The sequence below is a fragment of the Streptomyces sp. Ag109_O5-10 genome, assembly GCF_900105755.1.
Classification (GTDB): domain Bacteria; phylum Actinomycetota; class Actinomycetes; order Streptomycetales; family Streptomycetaceae; genus Streptomyces.
The window spans coordinates 5028454-5054043 of sequence record NZ_FNTQ01000001.1 but is presented as its reverse complement, the minus strand read 5'-3'; the positions used below and the strand labels follow the sequence as shown (position 1 = coordinate 5054043).

At 70.1% G+C, this 25590-nt stretch carries 28 protein-coding genes and 1 pseudogene; 8 read left to right on the top strand and 21 right to left on the bottom strand.

Annotated features, from left to right (window positions below; genetic code table 11):
* Positions 1 to 118 precede the first annotated feature (118 nt).
* The 3 genes from BLW82_RS23155 to BLW82_RS23145 all read left to right on the top strand — a co-directional run bounded on the left by BLW82_RS23155 (position 119) and on the right by BLW82_RS23145 (position 3125).
* Positions 119 to 784: a hypothetical protein gene (locus BLW82_RS23155; RefSeq protein ID WP_093501350.1), complete on the top strand. Its 666-nt coding sequence runs from the start codon at positions 119 to 121 to the stop codon at positions 782 to 784.
* A 303-nt stretch (positions 785 to 1087) separates the two neighbouring features.
* The gene (locus tag BLW82_RS23150) at positions 1088 to 2167 is read left to right on the top strand and encodes a MerR family transcriptional regulator (protein WP_093501348.1); all 1080 of its coding nucleotides are present in this window, start codon (positions 1088 to 1090) and stop codon (positions 2165 to 2167) included.
* A 289-nt stretch (positions 2168 to 2456) separates the two neighbouring features.
* Positions 2457 to 3125: a class I SAM-dependent methyltransferase gene (locus BLW82_RS23145; protein WP_093501346.1), complete on the top strand. Its 669-nt coding sequence runs from the start codon at positions 2457 to 2459 to the stop codon at positions 3123 to 3125.
* 146 nt (positions 3126 to 3271) lie between these two features.
* On the opposite strand, the gene BLW82_RS23140 is transcribed toward BLW82_RS23145, so the two are convergent.
* The 7 genes from BLW82_RS23140 to BLW82_RS23110 all read right to left on the bottom strand — a co-directional run bounded on the left by BLW82_RS23140 (position 3272) and on the right by BLW82_RS23110 (position 12210).
* Positions 3272 to 5275 (bottom strand): HelD family protein, encoded by a 2004-nt coding sequence (locus BLW82_RS23140; protein WP_093501344.1) that lies wholly within the window; start codon positions 5273 to 5275, stop codon positions 3272 to 3274.
* Between the two features lie 41 nt (positions 5276 to 5316).
* Positions 5317 to 5943 carry a TetR family transcriptional regulator gene (locus BLW82_RS23135; RefSeq protein WP_093501342.1) on the bottom strand — a complete coding sequence of 209 codons (627 nt, stop codon included), beginning with the start codon at positions 5941 to 5943 and terminating at the stop codon, positions 5317 to 5319.
* A 23-nt stretch (positions 5944 to 5966) separates the two neighbouring features.
* The gene (locus BLW82_RS23130) at positions 5967 to 6767 is read right to left on the bottom strand and encodes a hypothetical protein (protein ID WP_256215923.1); all 801 of its coding nucleotides are present in this window, start codon (positions 6765 to 6767) and stop codon (positions 5967 to 5969) included.
* A 162-nt stretch (positions 6768 to 6929) separates the two neighbouring features.
* The gene (locus tag BLW82_RS23125) at positions 6930 to 9119 is read right to left on the bottom strand and encodes an aminoglycoside phosphotransferase family protein (RefSeq protein ID WP_177233036.1); all 2190 of its coding nucleotides are present in this window, start codon (positions 9117 to 9119) and stop codon (positions 6930 to 6932) included.
* 278 nt (positions 9120 to 9397) lie between these two features.
* Positions 9398 to 10270, bottom strand: a complete 873-nt coding sequence (locus BLW82_RS23120) for a winged helix-turn-helix domain-containing protein (RefSeq protein WP_093501336.1) — start codon at positions 10268 to 10270, stop codon at positions 9398 to 9400.
* 327 nt (positions 10271 to 10597) lie between these two features.
* Positions 10598 to 11392: an HAD family hydrolase gene (locus BLW82_RS23115; protein WP_093501334.1), complete on the bottom strand. Its 795-nt coding sequence runs from the start codon at positions 11390 to 11392 to the stop codon at positions 10598 to 10600.
* On the bottom strand, positions 11341 to 12210 hold the full coding sequence (locus BLW82_RS23110; RefSeq protein ID WP_093501332.1) for a FadR/GntR family transcriptional regulator: 870 nt from the start codon (positions 12208 to 12210) through the stop codon (positions 11341 to 11343). The genes BLW82_RS23115 and BLW82_RS23110 overlap by 52 nt, the downstream gene beginning before the upstream one ends.
* A gap of 144 nt (positions 12211 to 12354) precedes the next feature.
* Between BLW82_RS23110 and BLW82_RS23105 the strand changes: the two genes are divergently transcribed.
* Positions 12355 to 12546, top strand: a complete 192-nt coding sequence (locus BLW82_RS23105; protein ID WP_093501330.1) for a hypothetical protein — start codon at positions 12355 to 12357, stop codon at positions 12544 to 12546.
* Positions 12547 to 12561: 15 nt separating this feature from the next.
* Here BLW82_RS23105 and BLW82_RS23100 read toward each other — a convergent pair whose 3' ends face one another.
* The 3 genes from BLW82_RS23100 to BLW82_RS23090 form a co-directional block, all read right to left on the bottom strand.
* The gene (locus BLW82_RS23100; protein ID WP_093501328.1) at positions 12562 to 13482 is read right to left on the bottom strand and encodes a winged helix-turn-helix domain-containing protein; all 921 of its coding nucleotides are present in this window, start codon (positions 13480 to 13482) and stop codon (positions 12562 to 12564) included.
* A gap of 372 nt (positions 13483 to 13854) precedes the next feature.
* The gene (locus BLW82_RS23095) at positions 13855 to 15099 is read right to left on the bottom strand and encodes a GNAT family N-acetyltransferase (protein ID WP_093501326.1); all 1245 of its coding nucleotides are present in this window, start codon (positions 15097 to 15099) and stop codon (positions 13855 to 13857) included.
* A 101-nt stretch (positions 15100 to 15200) separates the two neighbouring features.
* A complete protein-coding gene (locus BLW82_RS23090; protein ID WP_093501324.1) occupies positions 15201 to 15794 on the bottom strand; it encodes an RsiG family protein in 594 nt (197 codons plus the stop codon).
* Positions 15795 to 15951: 157 nt separating this feature from the next.
* Between BLW82_RS23090 and dtd the strand changes: the two genes are divergently transcribed.
* Positions 15952 to 16377 carry a D-aminoacyl-tRNA deacylase gene (gene dtd, locus BLW82_RS23085; RefSeq protein ID WP_093508210.1) on the top strand — a complete coding sequence of 142 codons (426 nt, stop codon included), beginning with the start codon at positions 15952 to 15954 and terminating at the stop codon, positions 16375 to 16377.
* Between the two features lie 69 nt (positions 16378 to 16446).
* Here the strand turns inward: dtd and BLW82_RS23080 are convergent, their stop codons facing one another.
* From BLW82_RS23080 to BLW82_RS23040, 8 genes are all read right to left on the bottom strand, one after another.
* Complete coding sequence (locus BLW82_RS23080) at positions 16447 to 17412, bottom strand: CAF17-like 4Fe-4S cluster assembly/insertion protein YgfZ (protein WP_093501322.1); 966 nt, start codon at positions 17410 to 17412, stop codon at positions 16447 to 16449.
* 10 nt (positions 17413 to 17422) lie between these two features.
* On the bottom strand, positions 17423 to 17899 hold the full coding sequence (locus tag BLW82_RS23075; protein ID WP_093501320.1) for a Fur family transcriptional regulator: 477 nt from the start codon (positions 17897 to 17899) through the stop codon (positions 17423 to 17425).
* A 34-nt stretch (positions 17900 to 17933) separates the two neighbouring features.
* On the bottom strand, positions 17934 to 18509 hold the full coding sequence (locus BLW82_RS23070) for a heme-binding beta-barrel domain-containing protein (RefSeq protein WP_093501317.1): 576 nt from the start codon (positions 18507 to 18509) through the stop codon (positions 17934 to 17936).
* Between the two features lie 230 nt (positions 18510 to 18739).
* Complete coding sequence (locus BLW82_RS23060) at positions 18740 to 19783, bottom strand: hypothetical protein (RefSeq protein WP_371131380.1); 1044 nt, start codon at positions 19781 to 19783, stop codon at positions 18740 to 18742.
* Positions 19780 to 20667 carry a hypothetical protein gene (locus BLW82_RS23055; protein WP_256215921.1) on the bottom strand — a complete coding sequence of 296 codons (888 nt, stop codon included), beginning with the start codon at positions 20665 to 20667 and terminating at the stop codon, positions 19780 to 19782. Before BLW82_RS23055 ends, BLW82_RS23060 begins: the two co-directional genes overlap by 4 nt.
* Positions 20664 to 21332: a hypothetical protein gene (locus BLW82_RS23050; protein ID WP_371131379.1), complete on the bottom strand. Its 669-nt coding sequence runs from the start codon at positions 21330 to 21332 to the stop codon at positions 20664 to 20666. Before BLW82_RS23050 ends, BLW82_RS23055 begins: the two co-directional genes overlap by 4 nt.
* A 263-nt stretch (positions 21333 to 21595) precedes the next feature.
* Positions 21596 to 21955, bottom strand: coding sequence for a DoxX family protein (locus tag BLW82_RS23045; RefSeq protein ID WP_093501314.1), 360 nt, complete (start codon positions 21953 to 21955; stop codon positions 21596 to 21598).
* On the bottom strand, positions 21952 to 22425 hold the full coding sequence (locus tag BLW82_RS23040) for a cupin domain-containing protein (RefSeq protein WP_093501313.1): 474 nt from the start codon (positions 22423 to 22425) through the stop codon (positions 21952 to 21954). Before BLW82_RS23040 ends, BLW82_RS23045 begins: the two co-directional genes overlap by 4 nt.
* 98 nt (positions 22426 to 22523) lie before the next feature.
* Here BLW82_RS23040 and BLW82_RS23035 point away from each other — a divergent pair, with 98 nt between their 5' ends.
* Positions 22524 to 23372, top strand: a complete 849-nt coding sequence (locus tag BLW82_RS23035) for a LysR family transcriptional regulator (RefSeq protein WP_093508206.1) — start codon at positions 22524 to 22526, stop codon at positions 23370 to 23372.
* Here BLW82_RS23035 and BLW82_RS45600 read toward each other — a convergent pair whose 3' ends face one another.
* The 3 genes and pseudogenes from BLW82_RS45600 to BLW82_RS23020 form a co-directional block, all read right to left on the bottom strand.
* A complete protein-coding gene (locus tag BLW82_RS45600; protein ID WP_256215919.1) occupies positions 23373 to 23507 on the bottom strand; it encodes a hypothetical protein in 135 nt (44 codons plus the stop codon).
* 92 nt (positions 23508 to 23599) lie between these two features.
* The gene (locus BLW82_RS23025; RefSeq protein ID WP_093501311.1) at positions 23600 to 23953 is read right to left on the bottom strand and encodes a DUF397 domain-containing protein; all 354 of its coding nucleotides are present in this window, start codon (positions 23951 to 23953) and stop codon (positions 23600 to 23602) included.
* A pseudogene (locus BLW82_RS23020) lies at positions 23935 to 24775 on the bottom strand (helix-turn-helix domain-containing protein). The gene BLW82_RS23025 and the pseudogene BLW82_RS23020 overlap by 19 nt, the downstream one beginning before the upstream one ends.
* Before the next feature lie 176 nt (positions 24776 to 24951).
* Here BLW82_RS23020 and BLW82_RS23015 point away from each other — a divergent pair.
* Positions 24952 to 25320, top strand: a complete 369-nt coding sequence (locus tag BLW82_RS23015; protein WP_093501309.1) for a hypothetical protein — start codon at positions 24952 to 24954, stop codon at positions 25318 to 25320.
* Positions 25317 to 25550 carry a DUF7848 domain-containing protein gene (locus BLW82_RS23010; protein ID WP_093501308.1) on the top strand — a complete coding sequence of 78 codons (234 nt, stop codon included), beginning with the start codon at positions 25317 to 25319 and terminating at the stop codon, positions 25548 to 25550. The genes BLW82_RS23015 and BLW82_RS23010 overlap by 4 nt, the downstream gene beginning before the upstream one ends.
* The last annotated feature ends 40 nt before the right edge of the window (positions 25551 to 25590 follow it).

Genomic DNA, 25590 nt, shown 5'->3' with positions numbered 1-25590 from the left:
GCGTGGGGTCGGCGAACTACGTGTGAGCAGTGGACGTGACGGGTCGCGACAGATGACACCTGGTCGCCATGACTGACGCCCAGAGCGTGCCCGACCCCCGCCACTAGACTCCGGCACCATGACGGCCGCCGCTTCCGCATCGCCCATCCCGGTCGCGCCTGCCGGCCTGACCGACCGGGCCAGGAGGTTCGTCGAAGTGAACGGCGTTCATGTTCCTCGGCGGGACCTGAGGCAGCACCGGGAGAGGTGGATCGAGCAGGGAGTTCCGGCTGTGGACTGCGACCGGGCCGCGGCCTTCCAGGACCGTTGGGGCGGCCTTGCGCTGCCGTCTGCCCCGTTCTACGAGGGAGGTCCGCGCATCCTGGGCGCCGACTGCCCCGAGGGCCCGGCCGCTGAGGGCTGGTCGTTTCCGGCGGGTAGCTGTCGGGTGTCCATGGCCTACGGATTCATGATCGGCTCCGACGGCGCATTCGGGATCGATGCCTACCGCTGGACACCGCTGCATGCCAGCACGGACGGATGGGTGGAGTCCTTGGCGCTCGCCGCCCATGCCGGCCGCTGGGCCAGGACCGTGACACGGATCAAGGGGAAGGCCGTCGAGTCATTGGACCTCGTCGGCTTCGAGCCGGTGCCTGAAGTACAGGGCGTCACGGACACGTGGTGGCGGGGCAAGGACTCACTCATCGCCCTCTACCGAGGCGAGGCTGTCGGCATGGACGCTCCTCGATGCCTTGAAGCCCACGTGTACGGCGGCCTCGACGGGTGGGGGCTTCACGGCGGCTGATCGCCGACACCGCCGAATCTCACCACGATGCCGCCAGTGATCACGAAGACTCCGACCGAGCCGGCTCGCAGCGCCCGTCGTCCCGGCACCTTGGCCGCCATGACCGAAGGCCTCCTGGACCCTCCGCGAGGCGCAACCGCGTCCACGGCCTGAGGCATCGATACCCACCGACGGTCGGCGTCCTTGACCGATCACTCAGCCGACGAGCGAGTGGAAGCAGGACTCTGGTTGACCTTCACCTTGGGGGAGGCCACAGCATCGGTGAGGCCGGGCGACATGCTCGGCATGAGGAGGAGAGCGGGCATGGGGTTGCTGACTATCGGGACGTTCGCGAAGGCGTCCGGGCTGTCACCGAAGGCGCTGCGTCTCTACGACGAGCTCGGTCTGCTGACTCCCGCTCGCGTCGACCCGGTGACCGGCTACCGTCTCTACGCCCCGGAACAGCTGGAGCAAGCCCGGCTGGTCGCCTGGCTCCGGCGCCTGGGGATGCCCCTGGCCCGCATCCAGCACGTCTGCGCGCTGGAGGCAGGACCGGCAGCCCGGGAGGTCCGCGCGTTCTGGGCCCAGGTCGAGGCCGACACCGCCGCGCGGCGAGACCTCGCTTCCTTCCTCATCGGCCATCTGTCCTGGAAGGACCCCGCCATGTCTCCGACCGCTACGCCCCTGGGCATCCGTTACGCCGCTCTCTCCGACACGGGCCTCGTCCGTGAGAGCAACCAGGACACCGCCTACGCGGGGTCCCGCCTGCTCGCGGTCGCCGACGGCTTCGGCAGCGGAGGAGCCCCCGCAAGTGCCGCCGCCGTCGACGCACTCAAGCGCCTCGAAACCGACGGCATCCCGGCAGGCGGTCTCCTCAACCTCCTCGAGGACGCCGTCGAACAGGCCAAACAGGCCGTCAACGGCGTCGCCGGACCCGCCTCATCGCCCGAAGGGGCCGGCACCACACTCACCGCGATGCTCTGGACCGGCTCACAGCTGGCCCTCGTCCACATCGGCGACTCCCGCGTCTACCTCCTGCGCGACGGAGAGCTGTTCCAGATCACCCACGATCACACCATGGTGCAGTCGATGGTCGACGAAGGACGCCTCACCCCGGAGGAAGCCGCCTCCCACCCCCAGCGGTCCCTGCTGCTACAAGCCCTGGGCCAAGGAGCCGACGGCACCCCCGACATGCGTCTGCACGACGCCCGGCGGGAAGACCGCTACCTGCTCTGCTCCGACGGCCTGTCGACCGTCGTGCCGACCGAGGAGATCCACCGGGTGCTCTCCGAGATCGGTGAACCCGAGCAGGCGGTCCGCGAACTCGTCGCCCTCGCCAACGGCTCCGGCGGCCCCGACAACGTCAGCTGCGTGGTCGCCGACGTCGTGGCGCTCCAGCAGTAGGAGCGCGCGGCATGCACTTCGAGTTGCACCAGATCCGCTCTCATGAACTCATCCGCGAGGCGCACGAATACCGACTCGCCCGACAAGCCAGGAAAGCCGATTCGGCTCCCCGATCCCTGCCGGCCGACACATGGCGACCGACTCCACGACGCCTGCCGGCCTGGCTCCGCGGGTGAACCACCACGCTGCCTACAGGTCAATGCCTCCCCCTGCCCACAGACATCTGGGACAGGGCCGCCGGTTTGATCAACCTCCTGCCGCGGCGATCTCGCCGCCCTATGGTGAGCCGATGAGTGCACACCAAATCGACCGGCCTGCCGATCTCGACGTGGTCCGGGAGTCCTACGACCGGGTGGCCGACAACTACGCCGAGATGGTGGCGACGACCGGAATGGGCGACATCCGCCGCCATCCCTGGCTCAAGGCGTCGATCGACGCCTTCGCCGACACCGTGCGCGGACTCGGACCGGTCCTCGACGTCGGCTGCGGGCCCGGAACGGTTACCGCCTACCTCGCCGAACGCGGACTCGACGTGTCCGGGGTCGACCTCTCGCCCGGGATGATCGACAACGCCCGACGCCTCTATCCGAACTGCCGCTTCAGCGTCTCCTCCGCCACCGACCTCAGCCTCGAAGAGGCCTCCCTCGGCGGCGTGCTCGGGTGGTGGTCGCTCTTCAACCTCCCGCGCGCCGTCCTCCCGCAGGTCCTCGCCCTGTTCGCGCGGGCTCTGAAGCCGGGCGGACACCTCATCACCGGAACGCACGTCGGCGACGAGGACGTGGTGCGCACGGAGGCCTACGGAGGCGTGCCCGTCCGCTGGACGACGCACAAGTGGCGGCCGGAACAGTTCGTCGCCCTGATCGAGCAGGCGGGACTACGCCCCGTCGCCGAACTCCGGCTCCCGGCAGACGAGTTCAGCGGCCCGGGCCTGGTCGTCATGGCCGAGCGCCCCGCCTGAGGACGAGGCGCCGGAGAAGGCCCAGGGGCTCGCGCCGGGACTCATGACCTGGCGCCCGCAGCCGGCCGCAAGCGGTCGGCCTCGGGTGCCCGCCTCGACGCACCGTTCGCCGCCCCTTGAAGGCAGGGCGCTGCCACGGCTGTTCTCTAGAACGGCAGCGGTCTCGCGTGCACCACGTCCAGTCGGGACACCGCCCGGGTCAGCACGACGTACAACCGGTGCAGGCCGCGTTCCTCCCCCTCCGCCACCGCCGCCGGTTCCACGGCGACCACGTGGTCGTACTCCAGTCCCTTGACGACGCTCGCCGGGACCACGGCCACCCGTGCGCCCAGCTCGTCCGGGCCCGCCGGTTCGATGCCGGCCGCGGTCAGCGCCTCGCGTACGGCGGTCACCTGCGCGTCCGCCGCGACGACCCCCACCGACCCCGCGTGGGCCAGGGCCTCCCGCACCGCGGTGACCGTCGCCGCGGGCACGTCCCGGGCCGGACGGATCGTCACCTCGCCGTCGCCGCGGTAGGACCTGGCCGGGGGTACGTCCGTGCCCAGGCGCCGCAGCAGCCGGTTGGTCAGGTCCACGACCGCCGCCGGCACCCGGAAGCCGGTGGTGAGCGGGACCACGGCCGCCTCCGGCTTGCCCAGGTGGCCCAGGACGGAGTCCCAGCTCCGCGCCGACCAGGGTGTGGTGGCCTGGGCCAGGTCGCCGAGGACGGTGAGGGAGCCGAAGACCGCGCGGCGGGCGATCGCCCTGCACTCCATGGGGGACAGGTCCTGGGCCTCGTCGACGACGATGTGGCCGTAGCCCTCGGGGTGTTCGACGAGCCCTGCCAGCTCGTCGAGGAGGACCAGGTCGGCGGCCGACCAGCGGGCGGACCTGTACGAGCGCGGCGGCCGGGTCCAGAGCAGGTCCCGCTGTTCGCCGGGGGTCAGGAACCCCTCGGCGGCCCTCGCCAGTGTCTCGCCGTCCGTGAGGAGTCCGGCCAGCACCTCCTCCGGGCGCACCTTCGGCCAGACGGTGTCGAGGCAGGCGCTCATCGCACGGGAGCGTTCGAGCCGCCGCGTCCAGACGCCCGGCTGCGGGCCCGCCCGCCGCTCGGCCTGGAGCTGTACGGCCCGCATCGCCCGGCCGCGGACGCGTTCCCGGCCGACGGCGTACGGCGGTTCCTCCTCCCGTACGCCCGCGACGATCCTCGTCAGCGCGGCCGCGGAGAGCCGCCAGGTGTACGTGCCGTCGGAGAGCGACAGCGGGGTGACGGCGTCGGTGCGGACGCGGGAGTAGAGCGCGCGGCGCAGGACCTCGGCCATCCGCGGGTCGTGCTTGAGCGCGGCGGTGCGGTCGGCGTCGGTGCCGGTGACCGGGTGGCGGCCGATCTCCTCCGGCAGGGTCCGCTGCCGTACGCCGGTCTCGCCCAGGGCCGGGAGGACTTCGGAGATGTAGGAGAGGAAGGTGCGGTTGGGGCCGAGGATCAGCAGGCCGGAACGCCGGATGCGCTCGGGGTGGGTGTAGAGGAGGTAGGCGGCGCGGTGCAGGCCGACGGCGGTCTTGCCGGTGCCCGGGGCGCCCTGGACGCAGACGGAGTCGGCGAGGCCGGCCCGGACCAGGTCGTCCTGGTCGGGCTGGATGGTGGCGGCGATGTCGCGCATGGGGCCGACGCGGGGCCGTTCGATCTCGCGGGTGAGCAGCGTTCCGGTCCCGGACTCCCCCTCGCCGAGCCGCTCGTCCTCCAGGCCCGTGAGGTCGGCGGAGTCGCCGCGGCTGCCGGGTGCCCAGCCGAACCGCCGGCGTACGGCCACGCCCTGCGGGTCGTCGGGGCCGGCCTGGTAGAAGGCGCGGGAGACGGGGGCGCGCCAGTCGACGACGAGGGGCGGTGCGGTCGGCTCCTCGCTGATCCGCAGCCGGCCGATGCGGTAGCTCTGTCCGGCGTGCTCCCCCGCCTCGAAGTCCAGCTTGCCGAAGAACAGCGGGCCCTCGGGCAGCTCGCGCATCTCCTTGGCCCGGCTGCGCAGCCGGTAGCCGAGCACTTCGGCGTCGGCACCGGACGCGGAGACGTCCTCTCCGGTGACGACGTGCTCGGCGGCGCCCTCGACCATGCGGGCGAGGGCGGCTCGGCAGGTGTCGTGGTAGGCGCGTTCGCGGTCGAGTTCCTGCTGCATGGGGACAGCGTAGAGGAGATACTGTAACTGAGTTAAATTTCTTACCGGGAATCATCCGGATCTCGGCCGGCGTCCGCCAGGGCCCGCTCCAGCCGCCCGAACGCCCGCTCCGCCGCCCGCACGGCGTCCGGCCGCACGTCCTCGACCCGCTCCCCCGCCGCGATCCGCCGCCAGTTGTCCTGCGCGAGGATCCGCTGTACGGCGATGATCTGGCCGGCGGCGAGCCTGGCCTCCAGGGTGCCCCCGAGGGCCTCGGCGAGCGCGGCCTCCGACCGCTCCAGGTAGGCGTACTGGCGGGCGACCAGGGTGGGGGTGCTGTTGAGCAGGGTGTGGAAGGCGAGCACCTGGGGATGGTCGTTGAGCCCGGTGATCGGGTCGTTCCGTTCGAGTCCGGCCAGGAAGTGCGCGCGCAGTACGCCGACCGGCGACCCGGCCCCCGCGACCAGCCGCGCCGCCTCCGTCTCGTGGTCCGCGATCCGGTGCAGGACCAGGTCCTCCTTGGCCGGGAAGTACCGGAACAGCGTCGGCTTGGAGATCCCGGCCGCGGCGGCCACCTCGGCGACCGACACCGCGTCGAACCCCTTCGCGAGGAACAGCCGCACGGCGATGTCCGACACGTCCTCGTACATCCGCCGCTTCTTGCGCTCACGCAGGCCCATGTCACCCATGGGGCGAGCCTACGCAGCGAGGGTCAGGCGGACGGGACCTGTCGCCACTGCGGCAGCTTCGCGAGGTTCCACAGGTCGTCGAAGTGCTTGGTCCAGGTCGCCACCGCCGCCTCGGCGACGCCCTCCCGGGACCACACGTTCAGGTCGGTCCGGTAGCCCTTGGGGTCGTAGTACTCGTCGCCCAGGTGGTGCAGCCGCATCCGCACGGACAGGTCGTACAGACCGTGCAGCACCTGCTGCCGGTTGAAGATGCAGATCTTGTCGCGCGGGATCCCGGGATAGAGCCGGTACTCGCACTCGACCCGCACCCGGCCGGCGGCCGTCAGCCGCTCCGCGAGCTCGGAGAGGATGCCGTCGTATTCGCGGCACCGCTGCTCCATGCGCTTGCGGAAGTCGGGATCGTCCACGGGCAGGTCCTGCTCCCCCACCTTGGAGGGAACCGTCATCGGCTGGCCGAAGTCCGGCACGAGCATGCGGACCAGCACCCTGCGGGTGGGGCCGGGGTGGTCGAAGAGGTCTTCCAAGCGGTGGTAGAGCGTGTTGTACAACGTCTCGCCCGTGTAGCCCAGAAAGCTGATCTCGACTCTTCGGGCCTCGAAGGCCTCGCTCACGAAGCTGCCCAGCTGACTGGAGTTCACGAGCGCCCGGGTCGGGGCGCGGACCGACGACGTCAGCTCCTTCACCTGGTCGTACAGGACGTAGCCGACGAGGCTCAACAGGGCGCCGCCGAGATAGGCCTTGCCCTCCAGTGCGTCCCCGACCGGCTTCACGAACTGGGCCGTGAGGCCCGTGACGAAGATGCCGAGCAGCAGGACGCGGGTCACCACCGGCTCAATGCGTTCCTGAAAGCGCCTCAACCGCGATGTGCCGCCCTCACCCGCAGAACCATCGCTTCCCCCGGACATCCACGCCCCCTCCACGCAGCGCTGCCCGGCCGGCCCTGCAGACCCGTGGGCAAACGGGTTTTCGAGGCACTCATGTTCCCGCTAGGTAAGAGCACGAGCAAGATGGGGACTTGCCGCCGCCCGTACGGGCAGGCCCAGGGAGGCGATCGCCGCTGCCAGCGTCATCGCGTACGAGTCCACCGCCCTGCGGACGTTGGGGGCGTCCAGGCTCGCCCCGGTGACCAGCCGGTCCAGGTCCACGTAGGCGGAACGGACGATCTCGATCCACCGGTAGACCCGCCAGTCCTGCTGCCAGGCCCGGGTGTAGGCCTCGGGCAGCAGGCGTTCCCAGCGGCGGAACATCCGGTCCCGGATCTCCGGCCGCGTCGGGGTGAGATGCATGTGCCGGACCAGGTCGTACAGGGGGTCGCCGACGACCGCCATCTCCCAGTCGATGATGGTCAGCGCCATGGCGTCGTCCCGGCGCACCAGGTTCCAGGGATTCAGATCACCGTGCAGGAGCATCGGACTGCGATCAGCCACCTGGTGCCTGCCCAGGATCTGCCGCAGCCGTTCGGCATCCGGCAGGCCGAGTTGCCTGGCGAGTTGCTGGGATTCCTTGGGCAGGTGCCTCACCAGCAGGACGAGTTGTTCGCTCAAGTAGTTGTAGAAGTTGTAGCTCGTTTCACCGGCGGCCGGATCGAGCCCGGTGTAGTCGACGCCCTTCAGCGCACTGAGCTGGTCGACGAGCCGGTCCGCCTCGTGTGGCAGCAGTCCGTGCACCGGATGGTTCGGGGGCCGGTCGATGTCGAACGGCCCTTCGTAGGTGTGAATGGCAAAGCTGTCTTTCCGGTACTTCCCCGGGTAGCTCTCACCGAGGGCCAGGACTCTCGGTGCCGCCACCGGAACACCCGAACTTTCGATGGCCCTGAGCACGGCATGCTCGCTGAGAAAACTGCGCTCGCGGCGGAACACCTTTTTCACCTTGCGCCGCACGACGACAGGGAATTCGATCCCGGGAACCCGTACCACCGAATTCAGGTGTCCGGTTCCCTTGAAAACCCGGCCGGCCGGGGCGGCACCCTCGGCATGCAGAGCACCCTGGACGGCCGCATAAGGAAAGTCCGGATGCTCGGGAAAACGCTTGTCCGGCGTCCAGGACACGCTGACAAAGCTGGAGAAAAGCCCTTTGTGTGCCTCGCCGCGGGAAATGCGCCACCTGAACAGAACGCGCTCGATCTCGGCCGCGCTGGGCAGTTGCCGCAGCCGCAGGGGCACCTGGGCCGTCTCCAGCGCGTTGTGCACCGCCGACGTGGCCTCGTCCAGTCCCTTCTGGTCGAACGATTCGTCCAGGGAGGCGGCGGCCCGCATCACGTCCGGATAGACAGACTGCGCCTGTTCGAAGGCGACGTAGTGGCGCAGATCCTTGTGTACGCCGTTGACGGCTCCGGGTCTGGTCCACTCCATGGCCCGGACCCAGGCCTCGATCACCTCGGACCACTGATCGCCGGGGTACCGCATGCGTACCAAGTGGGTCGCCAGGTCGTGGAGGGGGTCGCCGTAGGTGGCGAGTTCCCAGTCGACACAGATGAGCGGCGGGCGGCCGCCGTAGGTGACGATCAGATTGTCCCGGTGCAGGTCCGCGTGGAGGAGGCTGTACGGCCGACGGGTCATCACCGGCACCCGCTCCGCGAACCGGGTGAGCGCGTCCTCCGGGATACCGAGCGCCGCGAACAAACCGCCGAACACCGACAGGTTGGCTCGCCGGATCTGCTGGTCGGCGCAGTGCGCCAGCGTCTGCAGAAAGCCCTGGCTGTCCTGGCCGTTGCTGGGCCAGGAGGCCGGCAGGCCCGGCAGCGCGGCCCGGCGCACCTGGGTCATGTGCGCGAGGATTTGCGCAATCTCCTCGATGACCAGGATGTCGACGGGTTTGCCGTTGCCGCAGACGCTGGACAGCGGCACTCCTTCCACATAGCTGTGGATGGCGAACCCGTTTCCCTCGAAGAGGCATTGCGGGACATTCGGCAGCACGGTCCTGACAGCCCTGAGGATCTCCGCCTCGTTCTGCCAGGTCCTGATCACCACGGGCAGCGCGTCGGCACGCCGCATGCGCACCGTCACCGAGGTGCCGGACTCACGGCCCAGCAGCTGCGCCACGGAGCCGGCCAACGGCAGGACGTAGTTCCTGTTGTGGTGCCCGCTGTGGGCCTTGCCATGTCGCATGGCGAGGCCCACGAAGTGCTGATAAAGCGCATGACCTGCGCCGGGTTTGGCGCGTTCCCCAGAGGACATGGAGGGAACAGAAGATGCGCCCACTGGCCGCTCCGGGATTGCTAGCGCTGGCTGGAAGGTACGGCAAACGGTAAACGCGGCGAACTGTCCGCACGACCAGAGGCGCAATCGAGTAGCCACAACGGGTGGGTCTGGTGCCCCGCTGCGTCAGGTCGTTCTGAGATCGGTGTGGTTGACCTTCTCATACGTAGGAACCGGAGCGGTTGCTCAGATAATGCGGGCATGCTAGCGCACCTGGCTTGTCCTCACCTCGGTCCGTCCAGGACCCGACAGAAGCGCTACTCGGCGAGCAGGTTCCAAACCGACTCGAACCAGGACCGCATCTTCAGCACGAAGACCGATCCCGGCGAGTCCGGGTCGGCGTCCTCCACGTGATGCGTCAGCATTGCGCCCAGCCCCAACACGTCGAGCGCGTCGATCTCCTCGCCGGTGGCCAGAATGATGGGCCGCCCGATGACCTCGTAGAGGGCGTGCAGAACCTCTGTCCTGTTGATGACGTAGAGCTTGAAGGCCGGAGCCAGCCGCACATGCCTGACCTGTACGTCGACGGACGGCACCAGCTTCTCGGCCTGCAGGTCCCGCAGTGCGGTGCGCAGGGATTCCGTGTGCCGGTCGGTGATGGCGCGCAGCCGCTCCCGCAGGCGCGGATCGTCCCTGTCCTGCCTGACCACGGGGTACGGCAGGTCGAGCTGGGGATCAGGCAGCAGCATCCGCACGACGATGCTGCTGGGCGCGATGAGACCGGCCCGGATCCGCTCCGCCTGGAGCCGGATGTGGGTGTCGAGGGACTCCGAGGTCAACGTGAAGACGTCCAGGGAGACCTCGGGCTGCTCGAACGCCTCGCTGATCAGCGGCTGCAGCGTCATCGCCTGGCGTGACCTGGTGGCCTTCGCCGTGGTGGACTGCACCCGCTGGATCTTGACGACCCGCGCCGGGCTGCCCTGGCGGGACTCGATCCATCCCTCGTTGCCCAGCTCGCGCACCACTCGCTGCACGGTGTCACGGGAGACGCCGAACTCCTTGGCCAGCTTGCCCTGCGCGGGCAGTTCGGCGCCCAGCGGATACGTCCCGTCCACCATCCGGGTCCGCAGCGCCTCGGAGACCTGCCGGAACGCCCTGCCACCACCGTCATGCGCCTGCCTGGCCGCCATACAGCGAACTTTCCTCTCCCAACTCCACGGCAAACACGCACAGTCCATACAGAAAGAGTCATGGACCGCACCGGTTAACGGATCTACCTGCCTGGGCATGCCTGAAATTGACCGGCAACCAGGCAGGTGAGCCCGGGTGCTGCACGGTCGACCAGAGGGTGCAGGGGGCGGGCGCCATGGAGTTACGGGTATTCGGGGTCACGGTGCGGATCGACGACCTGGTGCAACTGGCCGTCTCCGTGTCGAGTGTGATCGGCGGGGTGATCGGGATCCTGACGGCCCGGCGCCACGGGCGCACCGCCCCCCGACGGCTGCGCCCGGCGCCCCCTAGTGCCGGAGGGTCTCCAGCAGCGGCCACAAGGACCCCACCACGTACTCCGCGCCGGCCTCCGTCAGGAGCTTGGCTTTCCGTGCGTTACGCGCGTAGCCGAGAAAGGGGACGCCCGCCGTGCGGGCCGCCTGGTAGTCCGTCGGCGAGTCGCCGATCATCAGGGCCGCGCCGGGGGCGGCGCCCATCGCGCTGAGGGCGCGGTTGAGGCAGTGCGGGTCCGGTTTGAGGCGGTGCAGGTCCTGGGTGCGGCCGTAGATGTGCGGGGCGAAGCAGGAGGTCAGGGCGCGGTCGTCGAGGTAGGCGCGGACCACCCGGGGGGAGTTGTTGGTGGTGACCGCCATGCGCGCGCCCCGTGCCCGCCACGTCTGGATGAGGATGTCCGCGAACGCCGTGGGCATCGCCGTCGACGTGGCCCGCAGCTCCTCTTTGGTGAGACGTTCCTCCAGCTCCGCGACCAGGTCGCTGCCGGGGTGCCGGCGGTCCACGGCGCGCAGCACGAGGTGCGGGTCGAGGGAGGCCCGCTCCGCCTCCGTGACCAGGCCGTGCAGGCCCCGGACCGCCAGCCAGTCGACCAGTTCACCGGCCACTCCGGCCGCCGAGTGTCCCGCGAACAGGCGGCAGATCGGCCCGTCGAAGTCCCAGAGGACGACACTGGCGCTTCTGACCAGTTCCGCGATCTCTTCGGTCGTGTTCCTGCTCTTGGCTGCCGCCGGTTCAGTCTGCCTCGTATCAGAAGTCACTAAGAGAGTGTCAGGTCCGTCGTGATGGTTTCCCAGAGGGCGTTGAACCACTTCTGCGATTGCTCCACGAACGCGGCGTCCCGTTGGCCGGCTCGCTTCTCGAAGGAGAAGAGGAGGGACTCCGAGCCGACGGCGTCGTACATGTCGAGCAGGCCCTCCTCCGTCTGCTCCTCGCGGCGGGTGACCGTGTAGTACGCGAACAGCGCCTCGGCGTCGTTGAGCAGGTACAGCTTGATCGGCGGGGTGAACGGCAGGGCCCGGAAGGTGACGTTCACGTCGATCTTGTGGGTGGAGCGCAGGCCCTGGAGGTTGTACTGGAGAACCTGGCCCTGGGCGTTGCGCATGCCGAGCCAGCGGTTGTGGACCGTGTCGTCGTCGCCGTCGACGGCCGTCGGGAAGGCGAGGGGGATGTTCCGGCTGGGGAGCAGGACGCGGACGTCGATGCGGTCGGGGCGGATCCGCCCCTCGTGGATCAGGCGCAGGGGCTCGGCGAGCGCCGGCAGCAGGCTCTGGGCGGTCAGGCAGGCGGCGTCGATACGGACGTGGTCGGCCGCGAACGCCTCGGTCATGCGGGGGCCGAGGCCGACCATCGTCGGCTGGGGCTCGTCCAGCGCGACGGGCCGCTGCTCGGCGATGCGCGGCGGGCTGCCCTTGCCGACGTCGACGAGGTAACCGTCGTCCTGCAGCGCCCGCACGGCCTGGCGTACGGTCCCCCGCTCCACGCCGAAGGCCTCGGCCAGCTCGGCCTGGGTGGGCAGGCGGTCGCCGGCCTTGAGGTCGCCCGAGCGGATGCGCTGCCGCAGGGTGTCGGCGATCTCCTGAGGTGTGCTGCCGGCGTTCACTGCCACGTTCTCCTGAGTCACGACCAAACGCTACAACTTTGATCCATCTACCGGGAGTTGTTTGAAGGTTGTTTATAAGTAGTGACCAACCGGGGACAACTTAACCAGAGTTGGTCACCAACTTGGTTGAGTTGGCGGAAGCCTTGCTTCCCGACTGATGGGGGACCCACCATGCCTGCCGCCCTCGCTCTCCTCTCCGCCGTCTTCGTCATCGGCTTCGAGCAGATGGTCCAGTCGAAGTACGGTGCCACCGGCATTATCGGCCTGCTGTTGCTCACCGTGGGCATCAAGGCCAAGAGCCCGGCGTTCAGCTCCGCCGGCGCCGTCCTGCTCGCCCTGATGCTCGCCGGCCCGGCCCTGTAGGAACCAGGGGCGGTCCTAGGCAGTCAGGTGCAGCTCCGAACTGATCGTCTCCCACAGGGCGTCGAACCACCGTGTGGACTGGTCCACGAACGCGGTGTCCCGCAGCCCCGCGCCCTGTTCGAAGGCGAAGAGCATCGACCGCGTGCCCTCGGCGTCGTACGTCTGCAGGTGCGCGTGGTCGATCTCCCGCTCGTGGCGCCCCAGCGTGTAGTACGCGAACAGCGCCTCCGCCCCGTTGAGCAGGTACAGCTTGACCGGCGGGGTGAAGGGCAGCGCCCGGAAGGTGACGTGCACGTCGATGCCGTGCGTGGCGCGCAGCGCCAGCAGGTTGTGCCGCAGCACCTGGCCCTGTGCGTTGCGCTGGGCCAGCCAGCGGTCGTGCACCGCGTCCTCGGCCGAGGCGTCGGCCGCCACCGCCGTCGGGAACGCGAGATCGATGTCCCGGCTCGGCAGCAGGACCCGGACGTCGATCTTGGCCGGTTCCAGCCGCCCCGCGTGGATGAGCCGCAGCGGCCCGCCGAGCGCCAGGTTGAGCGAGACCGAGGTCAGGCAGAGCGCGTCGATCCTCACGTGCGAGGCCGCGAAGGCCGCCTCTATGCGCGGGGTGAGGGCCACCATGGTCGGCTGCGGCGGCGCCTCCGGGCCCGGGGCGAACCGTACCGGGCCCGGACCCGGGGCCACCGTCGCCGGAGCGCCCTTCGACACGTTGGTGAGCAGGTGCTCCGACTGCAGGATGCGCAGCGCCTGCCGCACCGCCCCGCGCTCGACACCGAACTCGTCGGCCAGTTTGGCCTGCGTGGGCATGCGCTGGCCCGGCCGCAGCACCCCGGACCTGATCCGGGTGCGCAGTTCGTCGGCCACCTCGTGGTGTGACGACTGAGGCCGCTGTGGCCTCTTCCGCCCATTGACGGAGGCGTGTTCCGGCTCCACGGACAAACAGTACAACTTCCCGCCATCTTTCGGCAGTTCACGGGAAGGTGGTTATGAGTCGCATCCAAGTGGAGATAAGTACTTTTGAGTTGGTCACCAACTCCTGCAACATGGTCATACTTCCTCGGCGGTTGGCCATCCGGGTTCCCTTCCGGAGGGGAGCCGGGAGCCCGGTCCACCTGGGCCGGCCGTCGGGGCGCGCGGCCAGCACGAGCAGCACAGTCACAACTGAACACCGACAACCGAACACAGGCAGACCCGCACAGCCACAACTTCACAGCTCGCTACGGATGAGCAGCACTGCACAGCACAGTCACAACAGCACAGTCCAAGTGAACACAGGTGATTCAGGCACCGTCCCCGGGAGGAAGGAGCGCCTCAGAAGATGTCCGGGCACCAAGGACGCCCGGACGCGCGCAGCAGGGCGTCGGCCTCCCGGGCGGCGCCCACTCGCTCTTCCTGGACCCGTCCGAGGGCGTGCAACCGCGCCACGGACTGGTCACCGAGCCAGACGCTCGCCAGCTCGGCGATGTCGAGGGCGAGGTCGGGGCTGTCGGTGGTCGGGGTGCAGGACGCCCCATCGGGGGAGGCGTCCAGCCGGAACCGGCCGCCGGCCAGTCCCTGCCGATCCACCACCTCCAGGACCAGCGTCCCCGCCCTGTCGTACGTCCGCGCCTCCAGGGCCCGTACGACGTCCAGGATCCGCACCCACAGCCAGTCCGCCTGGTTGGTGACCCGCGCGGCCCGCGGGTCGGGCAGGTAGTGCGGCAGCAGGTCGTCCGGCGACCGCCAGCCGCTCTTCACCCGGGTGATCCAGTCGATCGAGCACAGGTAGTGCCACAGCGCCCGCTCCGCCGCCGGGGTCGCGCCGAGCAGCCAGTGCACGTCGGCGGTGTTGTACGGCTGCTTGCCCTGCCAGTTGTCGTCCGACGCGTACGCCGCCATGCCCTCCACCTCGCCGGCCGCCGAGCGGTACACCGCGAAGTAGGGCTCCTTCCAGTCGTCCTCGAAACGGACGGCGCCGGTGCGCAACTGCCACCACAACTCGCTGCGGCTGACCGCGCCCGGGGTGCTGCGGCGGACGCGTTCGTGCAGGTCGGGGCCGAGCTTGCGGATGTCCTCGCCGTCGACGAGGTCGATCCGGCCGCCGTCCTCGGGGCGCGCCCAGCGCGGGTCCAGGCCGGCCCGCGGGACCTCGACCGTCCACTCCGTGAGCGTGGTCGCCGGGCCGAAGCCGTAGCGGCCGTAGATCCGGTACTCGGCGGCGATCAGGGTCGCCACCACGTCTCCGCGCTCCTTCGCCGCGGCCAGGTCCTGGCTCATCATGCGGGTGAGCAGGCCGCGGCGGCGGTGGGTCGCGGTGACCGTGACGCTGGAGACGGCGTCGGCGGGCAGGATCCCGCCGCCGACCGCGGTCAGCTCCTGGTCGAAGGAGCGGAACGTCGCGACGCAACGGGGGCCGTCGAAGGCGCCCAGGAGTCTGCCCGGCACGAACTGCCGGCGGCGGGCGTCCAGTTGCTCGGCCGAGAGGGTGGGCCTCTGGAGGAAGCCGGTGGACACGGCGCGGTGCCAGTCGGCGAGCTCGGGTTCGGTGACGGGGCGGACTTCGACGGCGTCAGTCATGACAGCACGGTAGGTGTGTTTCGGGGGTGTTGCCGACAATTTTTTGGCCGCGGGCGCACGGGGGCCGAGCGCGCGGCCGGCCGCGCTCCAGGACGAGGCCCCTACGTCAGCAGATCGTCGACCTGGGCTTCGCCCTCCCGGTACCTGCGGGTGATCTCGCCGCTCGAATCGTCGGCCGTCCGCTGCAGGCGCTGCCTTCGCCGGGACACCTCCTGCTCGTAGCGGACCAAACGGCCCATCGCCGTGTTCAGTTCCATGTCCGTGCGGGCCTCCAGGTCGGAGAGTTCGACCTCGGCCAGCATGTCGGCCGCCAGCCTGCCGTACTCCTCGTTGTGCGGGGTGCCCAGCGTGACGTGGCGGGCCGAGGAACGGTGGCGGGCCGGGGCGTCCGTGAGGATCTCCGGGAGCCGGTCCACGACGGCGGCGGCGCCCGCCGGGGAGCGGCGGGCCAGTTCCGCGCGCAGGATGTCGATACGGCCCTGCAGCAGCCGTCGTACGTAACTGAGGTCGGCCTCGTCGCGTTGCGCGTCCCGGCGCAGGACGCGCAGTTCGGGCAGGCTCAGGCGGGCCAGGTCGTGCTCCGGCGGCTCCGCGGGCAGCGGGATGTCCTCGCCGCGTTGTGCGGGCGGCCGGGGCAGGCTCTGCACGCTCTGCGTGCCCTGCGTCTTCAGTCGCCCGGTGCTCGGTGTGCTCATACGTCTCAACCGTCCCCTCGACCGACGTGTGGAAGCATGGTGTCACCCCAAGTGGCCGCAATGTGACCGAGTGCCCCCGAACGGCCCTAGTTGGGACGTTAAGGATCAATAATGGGCCCCTGTGAGGGGCATGTGGGCACCGGGCATGATGGTGCGCATGCGAGCGGTGGTACAGCGGGTGGACGGCGCGAGCGTCGTCGTGGACGGCGAGACGGTGGGCGCGATCGAGGGCGAGGGCCTGTGCGTGCTCGTCGGGGTGACCCATGAGGACACCAAGGAGAAGGCGGCCCAACTCGCCAGGAAGCTCTGGTCGATCCGCATGCTGGCGGACGAGCGGTCGTGCAGCGACGCCGACGCGCCGCTGCTCGTGATCAGCCAGTTCACGCTGTACGGCGACGCCCGCAAGGGGCGCCGGCCGACCTGGAACGCGGCGGCGCCCGGCGCGGTGGCGGAGCCGCTGGTGGACGAGGTGGTCGCGCAGCTGCGGTCGCTGGGGGCGACCGTGGCGACCGGGCGGTTCGGGGCACAGATGCGGGTGTCGCTGACGAACGACGGCCCGTTCACCGTCCTGCTGGAGATGTGACTCCCCCTCCCGCCAAGGCCTCGAAAAGCTCGAAGAGCCCGAAGGGAGGGGATTGCTGGGCGCCGCGGGCTACGGCTCGACGATCACTTCCTGTGCCGCGGCCGTCTCCCCCGCCACCAGGCGGGCGTCCGCCGGGACGTTGCGCTTGACCAACGCCAGGGCGACGGGGCCCAGTTCGAAGTGGCGCACCGACGTCGTCACGACGCCGACCCGCCGGCCGTCCTCGCCCTCGTCGGCCACCCGGATCTCGGTACCGTGCGGCGGCAGGTGGACGTCGCTGCCGTCCAGGTGGAGGAAGACCAGGCGGCGCGGCGGCTTGCCGAGGTTCTGTACCCGGGCCACGGTCTCCTGGCCGCGGTAGCAGCCCTTCTGGAGGTGGACCGCCGTGCCGATCCAGCCCAGCTCGTGCGGGATGGTCCGGTGGTCGGTCTCGAAGCCGACCCGGGGCCGGTGGTGCTCGACGCGCAGCGCCTCGTAGGCGAGCAGCCCGGCAGCCGGGCCCGCCTTCCCCGCGTACGCCTCCAGGTCGGCCCGGGGCAGGAAGAGATCACGCCCGTACGCCGTCTCGCGCACGACGGCGCCCTCCGGGGCCTCGGCGATCGAGCCGGCGGGCAGGTGGACGACCGCGAAGTCGGCGGTGCGGTCGGCGACCTCCACCCGGTAGAAGAACTTCATCGACTCCAGGTAGGCGATCAGCGCCTCCTGGGTGCCGGGCTCCACGTGGGCCCAGACGGTCGTACCGTCGTCGACCAGGTACAGCGCGTGCTCGATGTGGCCGTGCGCGGAGAGGATCAGCGCCTCGGTGGCCTCGCCGACGGGCAGCTCGCTGACGTGCTGGGTGAGGAGCAGGTGCAGCCAGGCGAGACGGTCCTCGCCGGTGACGGTGACGACCCCCCGGTGGGAGAGGTCGACGAAACCGGCGCCGTCGGCGAGGGCGCGCTGCTCGCGGAACAGGTCGCCGTAGTGCGCGGCGACGCCTTCGTCCACGCCCTCACCGGGGACGGCGCCGGGCAGGGACAGCAGGGGGCTCTTCATATGCGTAAGCCTACGACTCGGTAATTGAACTCTGGAGGGACGTGGACGCGGCGGATGGCGCCTTGGCTCTCTTCAGCGTGCAGTCCTTGCAACGCCCGAAGATCGCGAAGTGTTTCATGTCCGTCTCGAAGCCGAAGTCACGCCGCAGCTTGGCGGTGAACTCCGCGGCCACCGCCACGTCCGCCTCGATCACGTTGTCGCAGTCACGGCAGACCAGGTGGATGTGGTGGTGCCGGTCGGCGAGGTGGTACGTCGGCGCACCGTGCCCGAGATGGGCATGGCTGACCAGCCCGAGCTCCTCCAGGAGCTCCAGGGTCCGGTAGACCGTCGAGATGTTGACCCCCGACGCGGTCTTCCTCACTTCACCGAGGATGTCGTCGGGGGTCGCGTGCTCAAGGGTGTCCACGGCTTCGAGCACGAGTTGCCGCTGCGGCGTCAGCCGGTAGCCGCGCTGCCTTAGGTCGCTCTTCCAGTCGGTGCTCACCACACCGAAAGTCTAGAACTACTTCCGAATTCCAGAACTACTTGAAGAACGCGATGCCGTCGTCCGGCATGTCGTCGGGGAGGGCCTTGGCCCAGCGCTCGACGTCCTCCGGGGTGACGACCTTCTTCAGGTGCGCCGACATGTAGGGGCGCAGCTCGACCTCGGGGGTCTGCTTCTCGCCGACCCACATCAGGTCGCTCTTGACGTAGCCGTAGAGACGCTTGCCGCCGGTGTACGGGGCGGAGGCGGCGGTCCGGGCGACGGCGTCGGTGACCAGGTCGATCTGGGGCTTCTGGTTGGCCATCTCGCCGTACCAGATCTCGATCACGCCGTCGTCGCGGACCATCGTGACCTCGACCTTGCGGTCGGCGTCGATGCGCCAGAAGCCGGACTCCGACTCCAGCGGGCGGACCTTGTTCCCGTCGTGGTCCAGCACCCAGGTGTGGGAGTGGTACTCCAGGAAGTCCCGTCCGTCGTGGCTGAAGGTGACCTCCTGGCCGAAGTTGCACTTCTCCGAGCCCGGGAAGTCGTGAACACCCGCACCGGCCCAGTTGCCGAGCAGGAAGGCGAGCGGGACGAGGTCCTTGTGCAGGTCGGACGGAATCTCGATCATGGGTGGTGGTTCCTAGACTCGGGCTCGGACTCGGTCAGCGCTGGCCCTGGTACAGCTTCTTCACGGTCAGCCAGGCGAAGGCGAGGACGCCGACGCAGACCAGGACCAGCAGGGTTTCGAAGAAGGCTTCCACGGGTGCTCCTTGAGCGAGGTCGGGCGTACGTACAAGAGCCGGGCCCAAGCTTACGCGGCCCGGGCCCGGCGCTCTTGGCGAGGTGCTCCCCGCGGGGTCAGCCGAGCAGCTCGCTCTGCAGGGTCACCGTCTGCTCGAAGGGGACGGCGGGCATGCCGCCCTTGCGGGACTGGATGATCACGCCGACGGTGTCGCCGGAGGCGAGGTAGGCCTGCCGGGCCTGCCGGGCGCCGTACGGCTTGAGCTCCGTGTAGGGCGCCAGCAGGACGTGCTCGATCCTGGCCACGTCAGGGAACTTCCCGTCGAGTTCGAACTGGTCCCCGTCGCGCAGCGCGTAGGTCGGCGCCGCCTGGCTCATGAGCTTGCCGTTGAGGATCACCTCCGCGACCGCGGCGGTGTCGAACTGGAGCAGGTAGATCCGGGTGTGCGTGCCGTCGGGGGTGGTCCAGCCGCGGGCGGTGATGTGCCGCAGGCCGCTGTCGAGGAGCGTCTGGCCCAGCTCCTTCCGGTCGTCCGCGGAGGCGAACTCGGCGAGGAAGCCCTTCGTCGGCAGCCAGCCGTCCGTGCCCTTGAGCGAGACGTCGGCGGTGGCTCCCTTCGGCGCCGGGAGGAGCAGTTTCCGCAGGTCGGCGTAGTGGGTGCCGGCCAGGTTGCGGGCGTCGTCGTTCGGGCCGGGGCTGCCGGAGGGCAGCGGGGGCTTCACCAGGACGGGGTACGTCCAGCGGCCGTCGGAGTGCGTGGCCAGACCGGGTACGTCGGTGCGGTCGAGCCGCGTGATGCCGTACGCCGTACCGGTCCCGACGACGCCGAAGACGGCGACGGCGGCGACCCAGCGGAGCGTGGCCCGCAGCAACCGCCGGTCCTTCTTCACGGGCGGCGCGGGCTCCACGGGCGGTACGGGTTCCACGGGCGGTACGGGTTCCACGGGCGGTACGGGTTCCACGGGCTGCGCGACCTCCGCGACCGCAACGGGGACTGGGTCCGGGTCCGGGTTCGAGTCCGCCTTCGCGTTCGGGTCGGGGTCCGAATCCGTGACCAGGACCGTGCTCGGCTCCGTGACCGGGTCCGTGCTCGGCTCCGCGACCGGCTCCGTGACCGGCTCCGGGTTCGGGTCCGCGTTCGTGTTCGTCTCGGTGGTCATACGGCCGCCCCCGGGTCCTTGATCCGTTCGAGCTGGGCGTGCAGCATGTCCGCCGCGCTCTTCGTGTCCAGCGGCTTGGCCGCGGTGGCCGTGGCGGTGACCAGGACGTCCCCCACGTAGCCGTAGCAGAGCATCGAGTCGAGTTTCTCGCCCGACTCGGCCGGCGGCAGGAAGCACGAGGTCGAGTTCTTGTACCCCGCGATCTGCGGGCCCTTCCGGAAGATGGCCAGCGAGTCGAAGAGCTCGCGCTCGGCGTTGGCGATGGTACGGACCGTGGCCCGGTTCTCCATCTGGGCCAGCTGGACGTCCATTGTGTAGTCGTCGTCCTCATTCCCGGCGGTGTACACGTAGCTGCGCATCACCATGCCCTTGACCGGGTTCCTGTCTATCTGCCGGTCCAGCTGCTGGCGCTGCGAACGCGGCAGGTCCTTGATCGACTCCTTGCGCAGCGCCGTGGCCTGGGCGCCGGTCAGCCGCACGTCCGAGCCGAACCCGGGCAGGTCCGGTCCGCGCCCGTACCGCTCGTCGTCGTACGGCAGCAGCATGCCCTGGAGGCCGGTCTGCGCCGTCGCCGCCGCCCCCTTGGACTGCTCGGGCAGGCTCCAGTGGGGAGCACCGGGGTCCCGGTCCGCGGCACGCACGGTCACGACCGTGCCGGCGACACCCGCGACGACGGCCGCGGCGAGGACGCCGGCGGTGATGAAGAGGCCGATACGGCGCCGGGGGCGCGGTGCCGGGGCGGTGAGGTCGGAGGCCGAGGCGTCCGCAGGGAGGGGCGCCTCGGGAACGGCCTCGGGTACGGCCTCGGCAGCGGTCGCCGTCGGCTCGGAGACCGTCGGCTCCGGCGTCGCCGCCGGTTCGGGGTGGACGGATTCCTCGCTCACAACCGCTCCATCTGCCGCTTCGCCACATCCAGCACCTTCGTCCTGGAGATCGACTTCGTGTCGCTGATCCAGATCTCCATGGCGATGTCCCCGCGCCACGCGTGCGCCTCGGCCGAGTACACACTCACGCCGTACTCGCTCTCGGGCTTGTGGTGGACGTACGCCATGCCGTCGCCGGTGCCGGGGATCGGCCAGCTCTCGGTGTCCCGGGCCCCCCTGTCGGCCCAGTAGTACGCGTCGCCCGCCGCGTCCTCGGCCGCAGAGCTGGTCTCCTCCTGGCGGTACTGGACCAGGCGGATCTCGACGCTGTAGGTGCTGCCCTCACGCCAGGTGGTGGCGGCGGCCCGCCGGAAGTCGTCGTCCGCGATCAGTTGACGGAAGGCGCCGGCCGGCTTGTCGAACGTCTCCGCGTACTCGGTCAGGCTCATCCAGCCGTCGGTCCCCACCGTGTACAGCCCCTTGCGCGCCCCGCTCGGCTTCTTCAGCAGCAGCTTGCGCAGGTCGCCGTCGACCTTCACCTTCCGGTCCTCGGCGGCCGACAGCGGCTCCGGACCGGCGCCCTTCGCCTGCGCGACCGACGCCTGGGAGAGGGACGGCAGGGCGGTGGGCGCCCGGTCGGCCTGAACGAGGTAGCCGACGCAGGTGCCGGCCACGATCCCGAGCACGGCGGCACCGGCGATCAGCGCGACGGTACGGCCCGCCCGGCGCCCACGTCCGGGCGAGGCTTCCGGCAGGACTTTCGGAGGGGCTTCCGGAGGGGCTTCCGGAGGGGCCTCTGGAGAGGCCTCTGGAACGGTTTCCGGTGGTTTCTCTGGTACGGGTAGGTCCATTTCGTCCCCCTGTTCGCAACGGGAACACGGATTCCCTGATCCGCGTGCCACAGGAGACTCGTGGTCCGCTCAATGAGTTGTACAAGGATTAATTACGATCAGGACACCGCCGCGAGCCAGGCAGTCGCCCCCGCCGCCGCCAAGAGCGCCAGGTTGAGGCCCACTTGGCGGTCCCCCATCCGCATGTGCACCCGGATCGCGCCGACTTGGAGCACGACGAACCCGACGGCGGCGGCCAGGCCCAGCCAGGGCGCGACGCCGGTCAGGCGCGGGAGGACGAGGCCGGCCGCGCCGAGGATCTCGACGCTCCCGATCGCCCGCACGGCCGGCATCGGCGTGCTGTCCACCCACGCCATCATCGGCAGCAGCCGCTCCCTGCTCTGCACGACCTTCAGCCCGCCCCCGTAGAGGTAGAAGAGGGCGAGCAGACCGGCCACGGCCCAGTACGCGACGCTCATGAGGCGCCGGCCGGCTCGGTGGCGTAACGGCTCATGATCTCGGCGCTCGCCCGCGGGTCCGGCGCCTCACCGGTGGCGAACAGGTCCCGCAGGTCCCGGAAGTACTGCACATACAGGTCGGGCGTGAACGTGCTGAGCATGACGGCCGGTTCGCCGGTGACGTTGGCGAAGCTGTGCGGGGCGCCGGGCGGCACCATGACGAGGGTTCCGGCCCTGGCGTCGTACTCCTCGTCCCCGACGGTGAAGCGCACCGAGCCGGAGATGACGTAGAACCCCTCGTCGTGCTGCGCGTGCCGGTGCTGCGGCGGGCCGGGGGTGTGCGGCGCGAGGACGGACTCGGCGAGGCCGAGGCGGTGACCGGTGGTACGGCCGTCCTCCAGGACGCGCATCCGGGTGGTACCGAGCATCAGCACCTCGCCGTCGCCGGGACCGACGACGGATACCGCGGGAGTGTTGTCGTGAGTCGTCATGCTCCGATTCGACGGCCGCGGCGGTCCGGCTGTCCAAGACCTGTTCGGCCACCCCGATACCCGATCGGTATCGTTGCTGCATGGAGCCGATGGAGCGGATTGAGCTGCGCACGCTGCGCTACTTCGTGGCGGTCGCCGAGGAACTCCACTTCGGCCGGGCCGCCGCCCGGCTCCACATGAGCCAGCCCCCGCTGAGCCGCGCGATCAAGGCGCTGGAGACCGAGATCGGCGCGCTGCTGTTGCAGCGGTCACCGGCGGGGGTCGCCCTGACCCCGGTGGGAGCGGTCCTGCTGGACGAGGCCCGCGCGCTCCTCGACCGGGCCGACCGGCTGCGCGTACGGGTCGCCGCGGCGGCGGGCGCCGGGGTGCTCACCGTCGGCCTCCTGGGCGACAGCACGGATCCGGGCGTACGGCGCCTGGCCCGCGCGTACCGCGAGCGCCACCCGGGCGTCGAGATCCGCATCCGCGAGACCGACCTGACGGACCCCACGTGCGGGTTGCACGCCGGTGCCGTCGACGTCGCCCTCACCCGCGCGCCGTTCGACGAAACAGGTCTGGTCGTTCGGGAGTTGCGCGCCGATCCGGTCGGGGCGCTGCTCCGTGCCGACGATCCGCTGGCCGGCCGGGAGAGCCTGGAGCTGGCCGACCTCGCCGCGCGGCGCTGGTTCCGGTTCCCGGACGGCACCGACCGGCTCTGGCAGTCGTACTGGAACGGCGGCGAGGCGCGGGAGGGGCCGGTCGTGCGAGCCGTCCAGGAGTGCCGCCAGGCGGTGCTCTGGAACGGCACGGTGGGCATGACACTGGCCGGCCATGACCCGGGGGCCGGGCTCACGGTCGTACCGGTCGCCGACATGCCGCCGAGCCGAGTGGTGGTGGCGTGGGCCGAGGGGGACGCGAACCCGCTGCTGCGGTCGTTCGTGCGGGTGGCGGTCGCCGCCTACCGGTGATCAGAGGAAGACGCGGGCGATCTCCAGCCACGTGCGCGCGTCCTCGCCGACCGCGGTGAGGCCGGTCGGCTCCAGCCGGAACGGCTCGGTCGGCAGCGGCAGTTGGGCGGCGTGGAAGGACGGTTCGCGTCCCATCACGCCCAGTGCGGCCACGTGCCGGAGGCGGCCCGTCGCGGGGTTGCCGGACAACCCAGGGTGTCGTAGACGTCCTGGGCCGTAGTCCGGCGTCAGCGCTTGACCCCGTCGACGAAGGCCGCCCAGGCGGAGGCTGCGAAGAGGAGGGCTCCGAGCGAAGGGGCCTTGCTGTCGCGGACGGGGACGAGGGAGGGGAGACCGGCGGCGGCTTCGAGGAAGTTGCCACCGTCCTGGTTGCGGTAGCTGCTCCTGTGCGAGTCGGCGGCGGTACGTAGGAGGCCGTCGGAGACCTCGACGCACTGGCCCCCGTCCTGGTTGCTGTAGCTGCTCTTGCGCCAGGAGGCGGTGGCCGGGAGATCGTCGGAGACCTCGACGCAGTCGCCGCCACTCGTGTTGCTGTAGCGGCTCTTGCGCCACGTGACGCCACTCAGGTCGACGGCTCGCACGGCACTCCCTCCAACGTCCGCAGGATGAACTCGCGTGACTCGGCCGGTGAAAGCGCCAGGTCGCGCATCGCGTCGCACCTACGCAGTAGCAGCTCAACTGAGGCGTTTTCCTCCACCAGTTCACCGCGCAAGTCGTTCTCGGTGTAGGCGACCGTACGGCCATCCGGCAAACGCGGGAACTTCACGGAGGTATTCATCAGGCCACGCGGTCCAGCACTGAACGTCAGCACCTGAAGCGTGATGTCCGGGCGCTCGGTGACTTCTGCCAGGTGCTGCAATTGCTCGCGCCACGCTCTCGAGTCGCGTAGCGACGTGTGCAGCACCGCCTCAGACAGGATGACCCGGAACATCGGCGGATCGTCGCCTTCCAGCAGTTGGCCACGCCCTACCCGCGCTTCTACCTGCTGCTCCAGTTCTGCGCCCTCGATCCAACCCACGGCCAGCGCCTCACGGGCGTATCCAGCCGTCTGAAGCAAACCCGGCGGTGAACTCGACGAGTAGTGCCACGGACTCACCGCCTCGCCTCCAACACCATGTACCGCCGGTACTGCTCCTTGAACTGCGACGGATCCCCAACCGCCAACTCCCACAAGGCCAGCAACAGCCCAGGCGTCCCATAGAACTGATCGAGCGCCTCCACGACCTCCGGGCTCCCCAGGGTCGCCCGCTCTCCGTCTTCCCGAAGTTGGACGCGTCCCAGCCCAGTTCCTCGGCCAGCCCCTTCAAGCTCACCCCCCGGTCCGCCCGCAGCAGCCGCAGTTCCTCCGCGAATCGTTGCCTCGGCTCCTGGCTGCGTCCCGTCACCACCCGCCTCTGCGGCACCGCGCCCCTCCCTGACTCCCCGTGGAATTTGTGGAATTAGCGCCGCCAGACGGGGAAGAACCGGTCCTTCTCGGCGTGCCGACCCCACCTCCCGGCCATCCTCGTAGCAGCCTCGACACGCAGAGTAGTCCAACTCTCGCATTTCGTATAGATGTTGGACAAAAGGAGCGAATGCCATGGAGCCCGGAACCCTGCTCTACGACACCGCCACCGAACAGGTCGGCGAGTACCGGGACCAGTCGGGGCCGTACGCGATGCTGCGTCCCGTGGGGGGAGGGAGAGAGTGGCAGGCCCATCCGTCGACGCTGCGGCCCGCCACCGACAGAGAGCGGCTCAGCGCGGGCGTACGGGCGGCGAACGACCGTACGTGGGCCGTGCCGCCGGATCCCGAGGACCTCAGCCGGCCACCGTGGCCCGTGCCCGGCTGCGCCGAGTGCACGCACCTCGACGGCCGGCGGCAGACCGCCCGCGCCGCGCACGACCACAGCGCGGCCACCGACGCGAACGTGCTGCTGCGCCAGCACCAGCGGGCGGAGCACCCATGACCCGCCGTGCCTTCCGGTACGTGCCGTACGTGATCGCGCAGGACGCGGGCGCCGCACCCGAGTACGAGACGCGGTGCGTGTCGGGGGACGAGGAGGACTGCGGGGCCGGATCGGGGCTGTGCGGGCATCCGGCGGAGGTGGAGGAGTGGCAGCGCAGGCATACGCAGGAGACCCGGCACATGCGCTATCGGCGCGTCTTCGCGGACTACGCGGTGCTCACCCCGGCGTGAGCCGTTCGGCGGGCGCCTGCCGTCGTCCGCCGGCTGCGGC

Excerpts from the sequence above, each read along its gene's own strand:
- BLW82_RS23155 (WP_093501350.1), top strand. The coding sequence starts at position 119 with ATGACGGCCGCCGCTTCCGCATCGCCCATCCCGGTCGCGCCTGCCGGC.
- BLW82_RS23150 (WP_093501348.1), top strand. The coding sequence starts at position 1,088 with ATGGGGTTGCTGACTATCGGGACGTTCGCGAAGGCGTCCGGGCTGTCA.
- BLW82_RS23145 (WP_093501346.1), top strand. The coding sequence starts at position 2,457 with ATGAGTGCACACCAAATCGACCGGCCTGCCGATCTCGACGTGGTCCGG.
- BLW82_RS23140 (WP_093501344.1), bottom strand. The coding sequence starts at position 5,275 with ATGCAGCAGGAACTCGACCGCGAACGCGCCTACCACGACACCTGCCGA.
- BLW82_RS23135 (WP_093501342.1), bottom strand. The coding sequence starts at position 5,943 with ATGGGTGACATGGGCCTGCGTGAGCGCAAGAAGCGGCGGATGTACGAG.
- BLW82_RS23125 (WP_177233036.1), bottom strand. The coding sequence starts at position 9,119 with ATGTCCTCTGGGGAACGCGCCAAACCCGGCGCAGGTCATGCGCTTTAT.
- BLW82_RS23120 (WP_093501336.1), bottom strand. The coding sequence starts at position 10,270 with ATGGCGGCCAGGCAGGCGCATGACGGTGGTGGCAGGGCGTTCCGGCAG.
- BLW82_RS23105 (WP_093501330.1), top strand. The coding sequence starts at position 12,355 with ATGCCTGCCGCCCTCGCTCTCCTCTCCGCCGTCTTCGTCATCGGCTTC.
- BLW82_RS23095 (WP_093501326.1), bottom strand. The coding sequence starts at position 15,099 with ATGACTGACGCCGTCGAAGTCCGCCCCGTCACCGAACCCGAGCTCGCC.
- BLW82_RS23090 (WP_093501324.1), bottom strand. The coding sequence starts at position 15,794 with ATGAGCACACCGAGCACCGGGCGACTGAAGACGCAGGGCACGCAGAGC.
- dtd (WP_093508210.1), top strand. The coding sequence starts at position 15,952 with ATGCGAGCGGTGGTACAGCGGGTGGACGGCGCGAGCGTCGTCGTGGAC.
- BLW82_RS23080 (WP_093501322.1), bottom strand. The coding sequence starts at position 17,412 with ATGAAGAGCCCCCTGCTGTCCCTGCCCGGCGCCGTCCCCGGTGAGGGC.
- BLW82_RS23070 (WP_093501317.1), bottom strand. The coding sequence starts at position 18,509 with ATGATCGAGATTCCGTCCGACCTGCACAAGGACCTCGTCCCGCTCGCC.
- BLW82_RS23060 (WP_371131380.1), bottom strand. The coding sequence starts at position 19,783 with ATGACCACCGAGACGAACACGAACGCGGACCCGAACCCGGAGCCGGTC.
- BLW82_RS23045 (WP_093501314.1), bottom strand. The coding sequence starts at position 21,955 with ATGAGCGTCGCGTACTGGGCCGTGGCCGGTCTGCTCGCCCTCTTCTAC.
- BLW82_RS23040 (WP_093501313.1), bottom strand. The coding sequence starts at position 22,425 with ATGACGACTCACGACAACACTCCCGCGGTATCCGTCGTCGGTCCCGGC.
- BLW82_RS45600 (WP_256215919.1), bottom strand. The coding sequence starts at position 23,507 with ATGGGACGCGAACCGTCCTTCCACGCCGCCCAACTGCCGCTGCCGACC.
- BLW82_RS23015 (WP_093501309.1), top strand. The coding sequence starts at position 24,952 with ATGGAGCCCGGAACCCTGCTCTACGACACCGCCACCGAACAGGTCGGC.
- BLW82_RS23010 (WP_093501308.1), top strand. The coding sequence starts at position 25,317 with ATGACCCGCCGTGCCTTCCGGTACGTGCCGTACGTGATCGCGCAGGAC.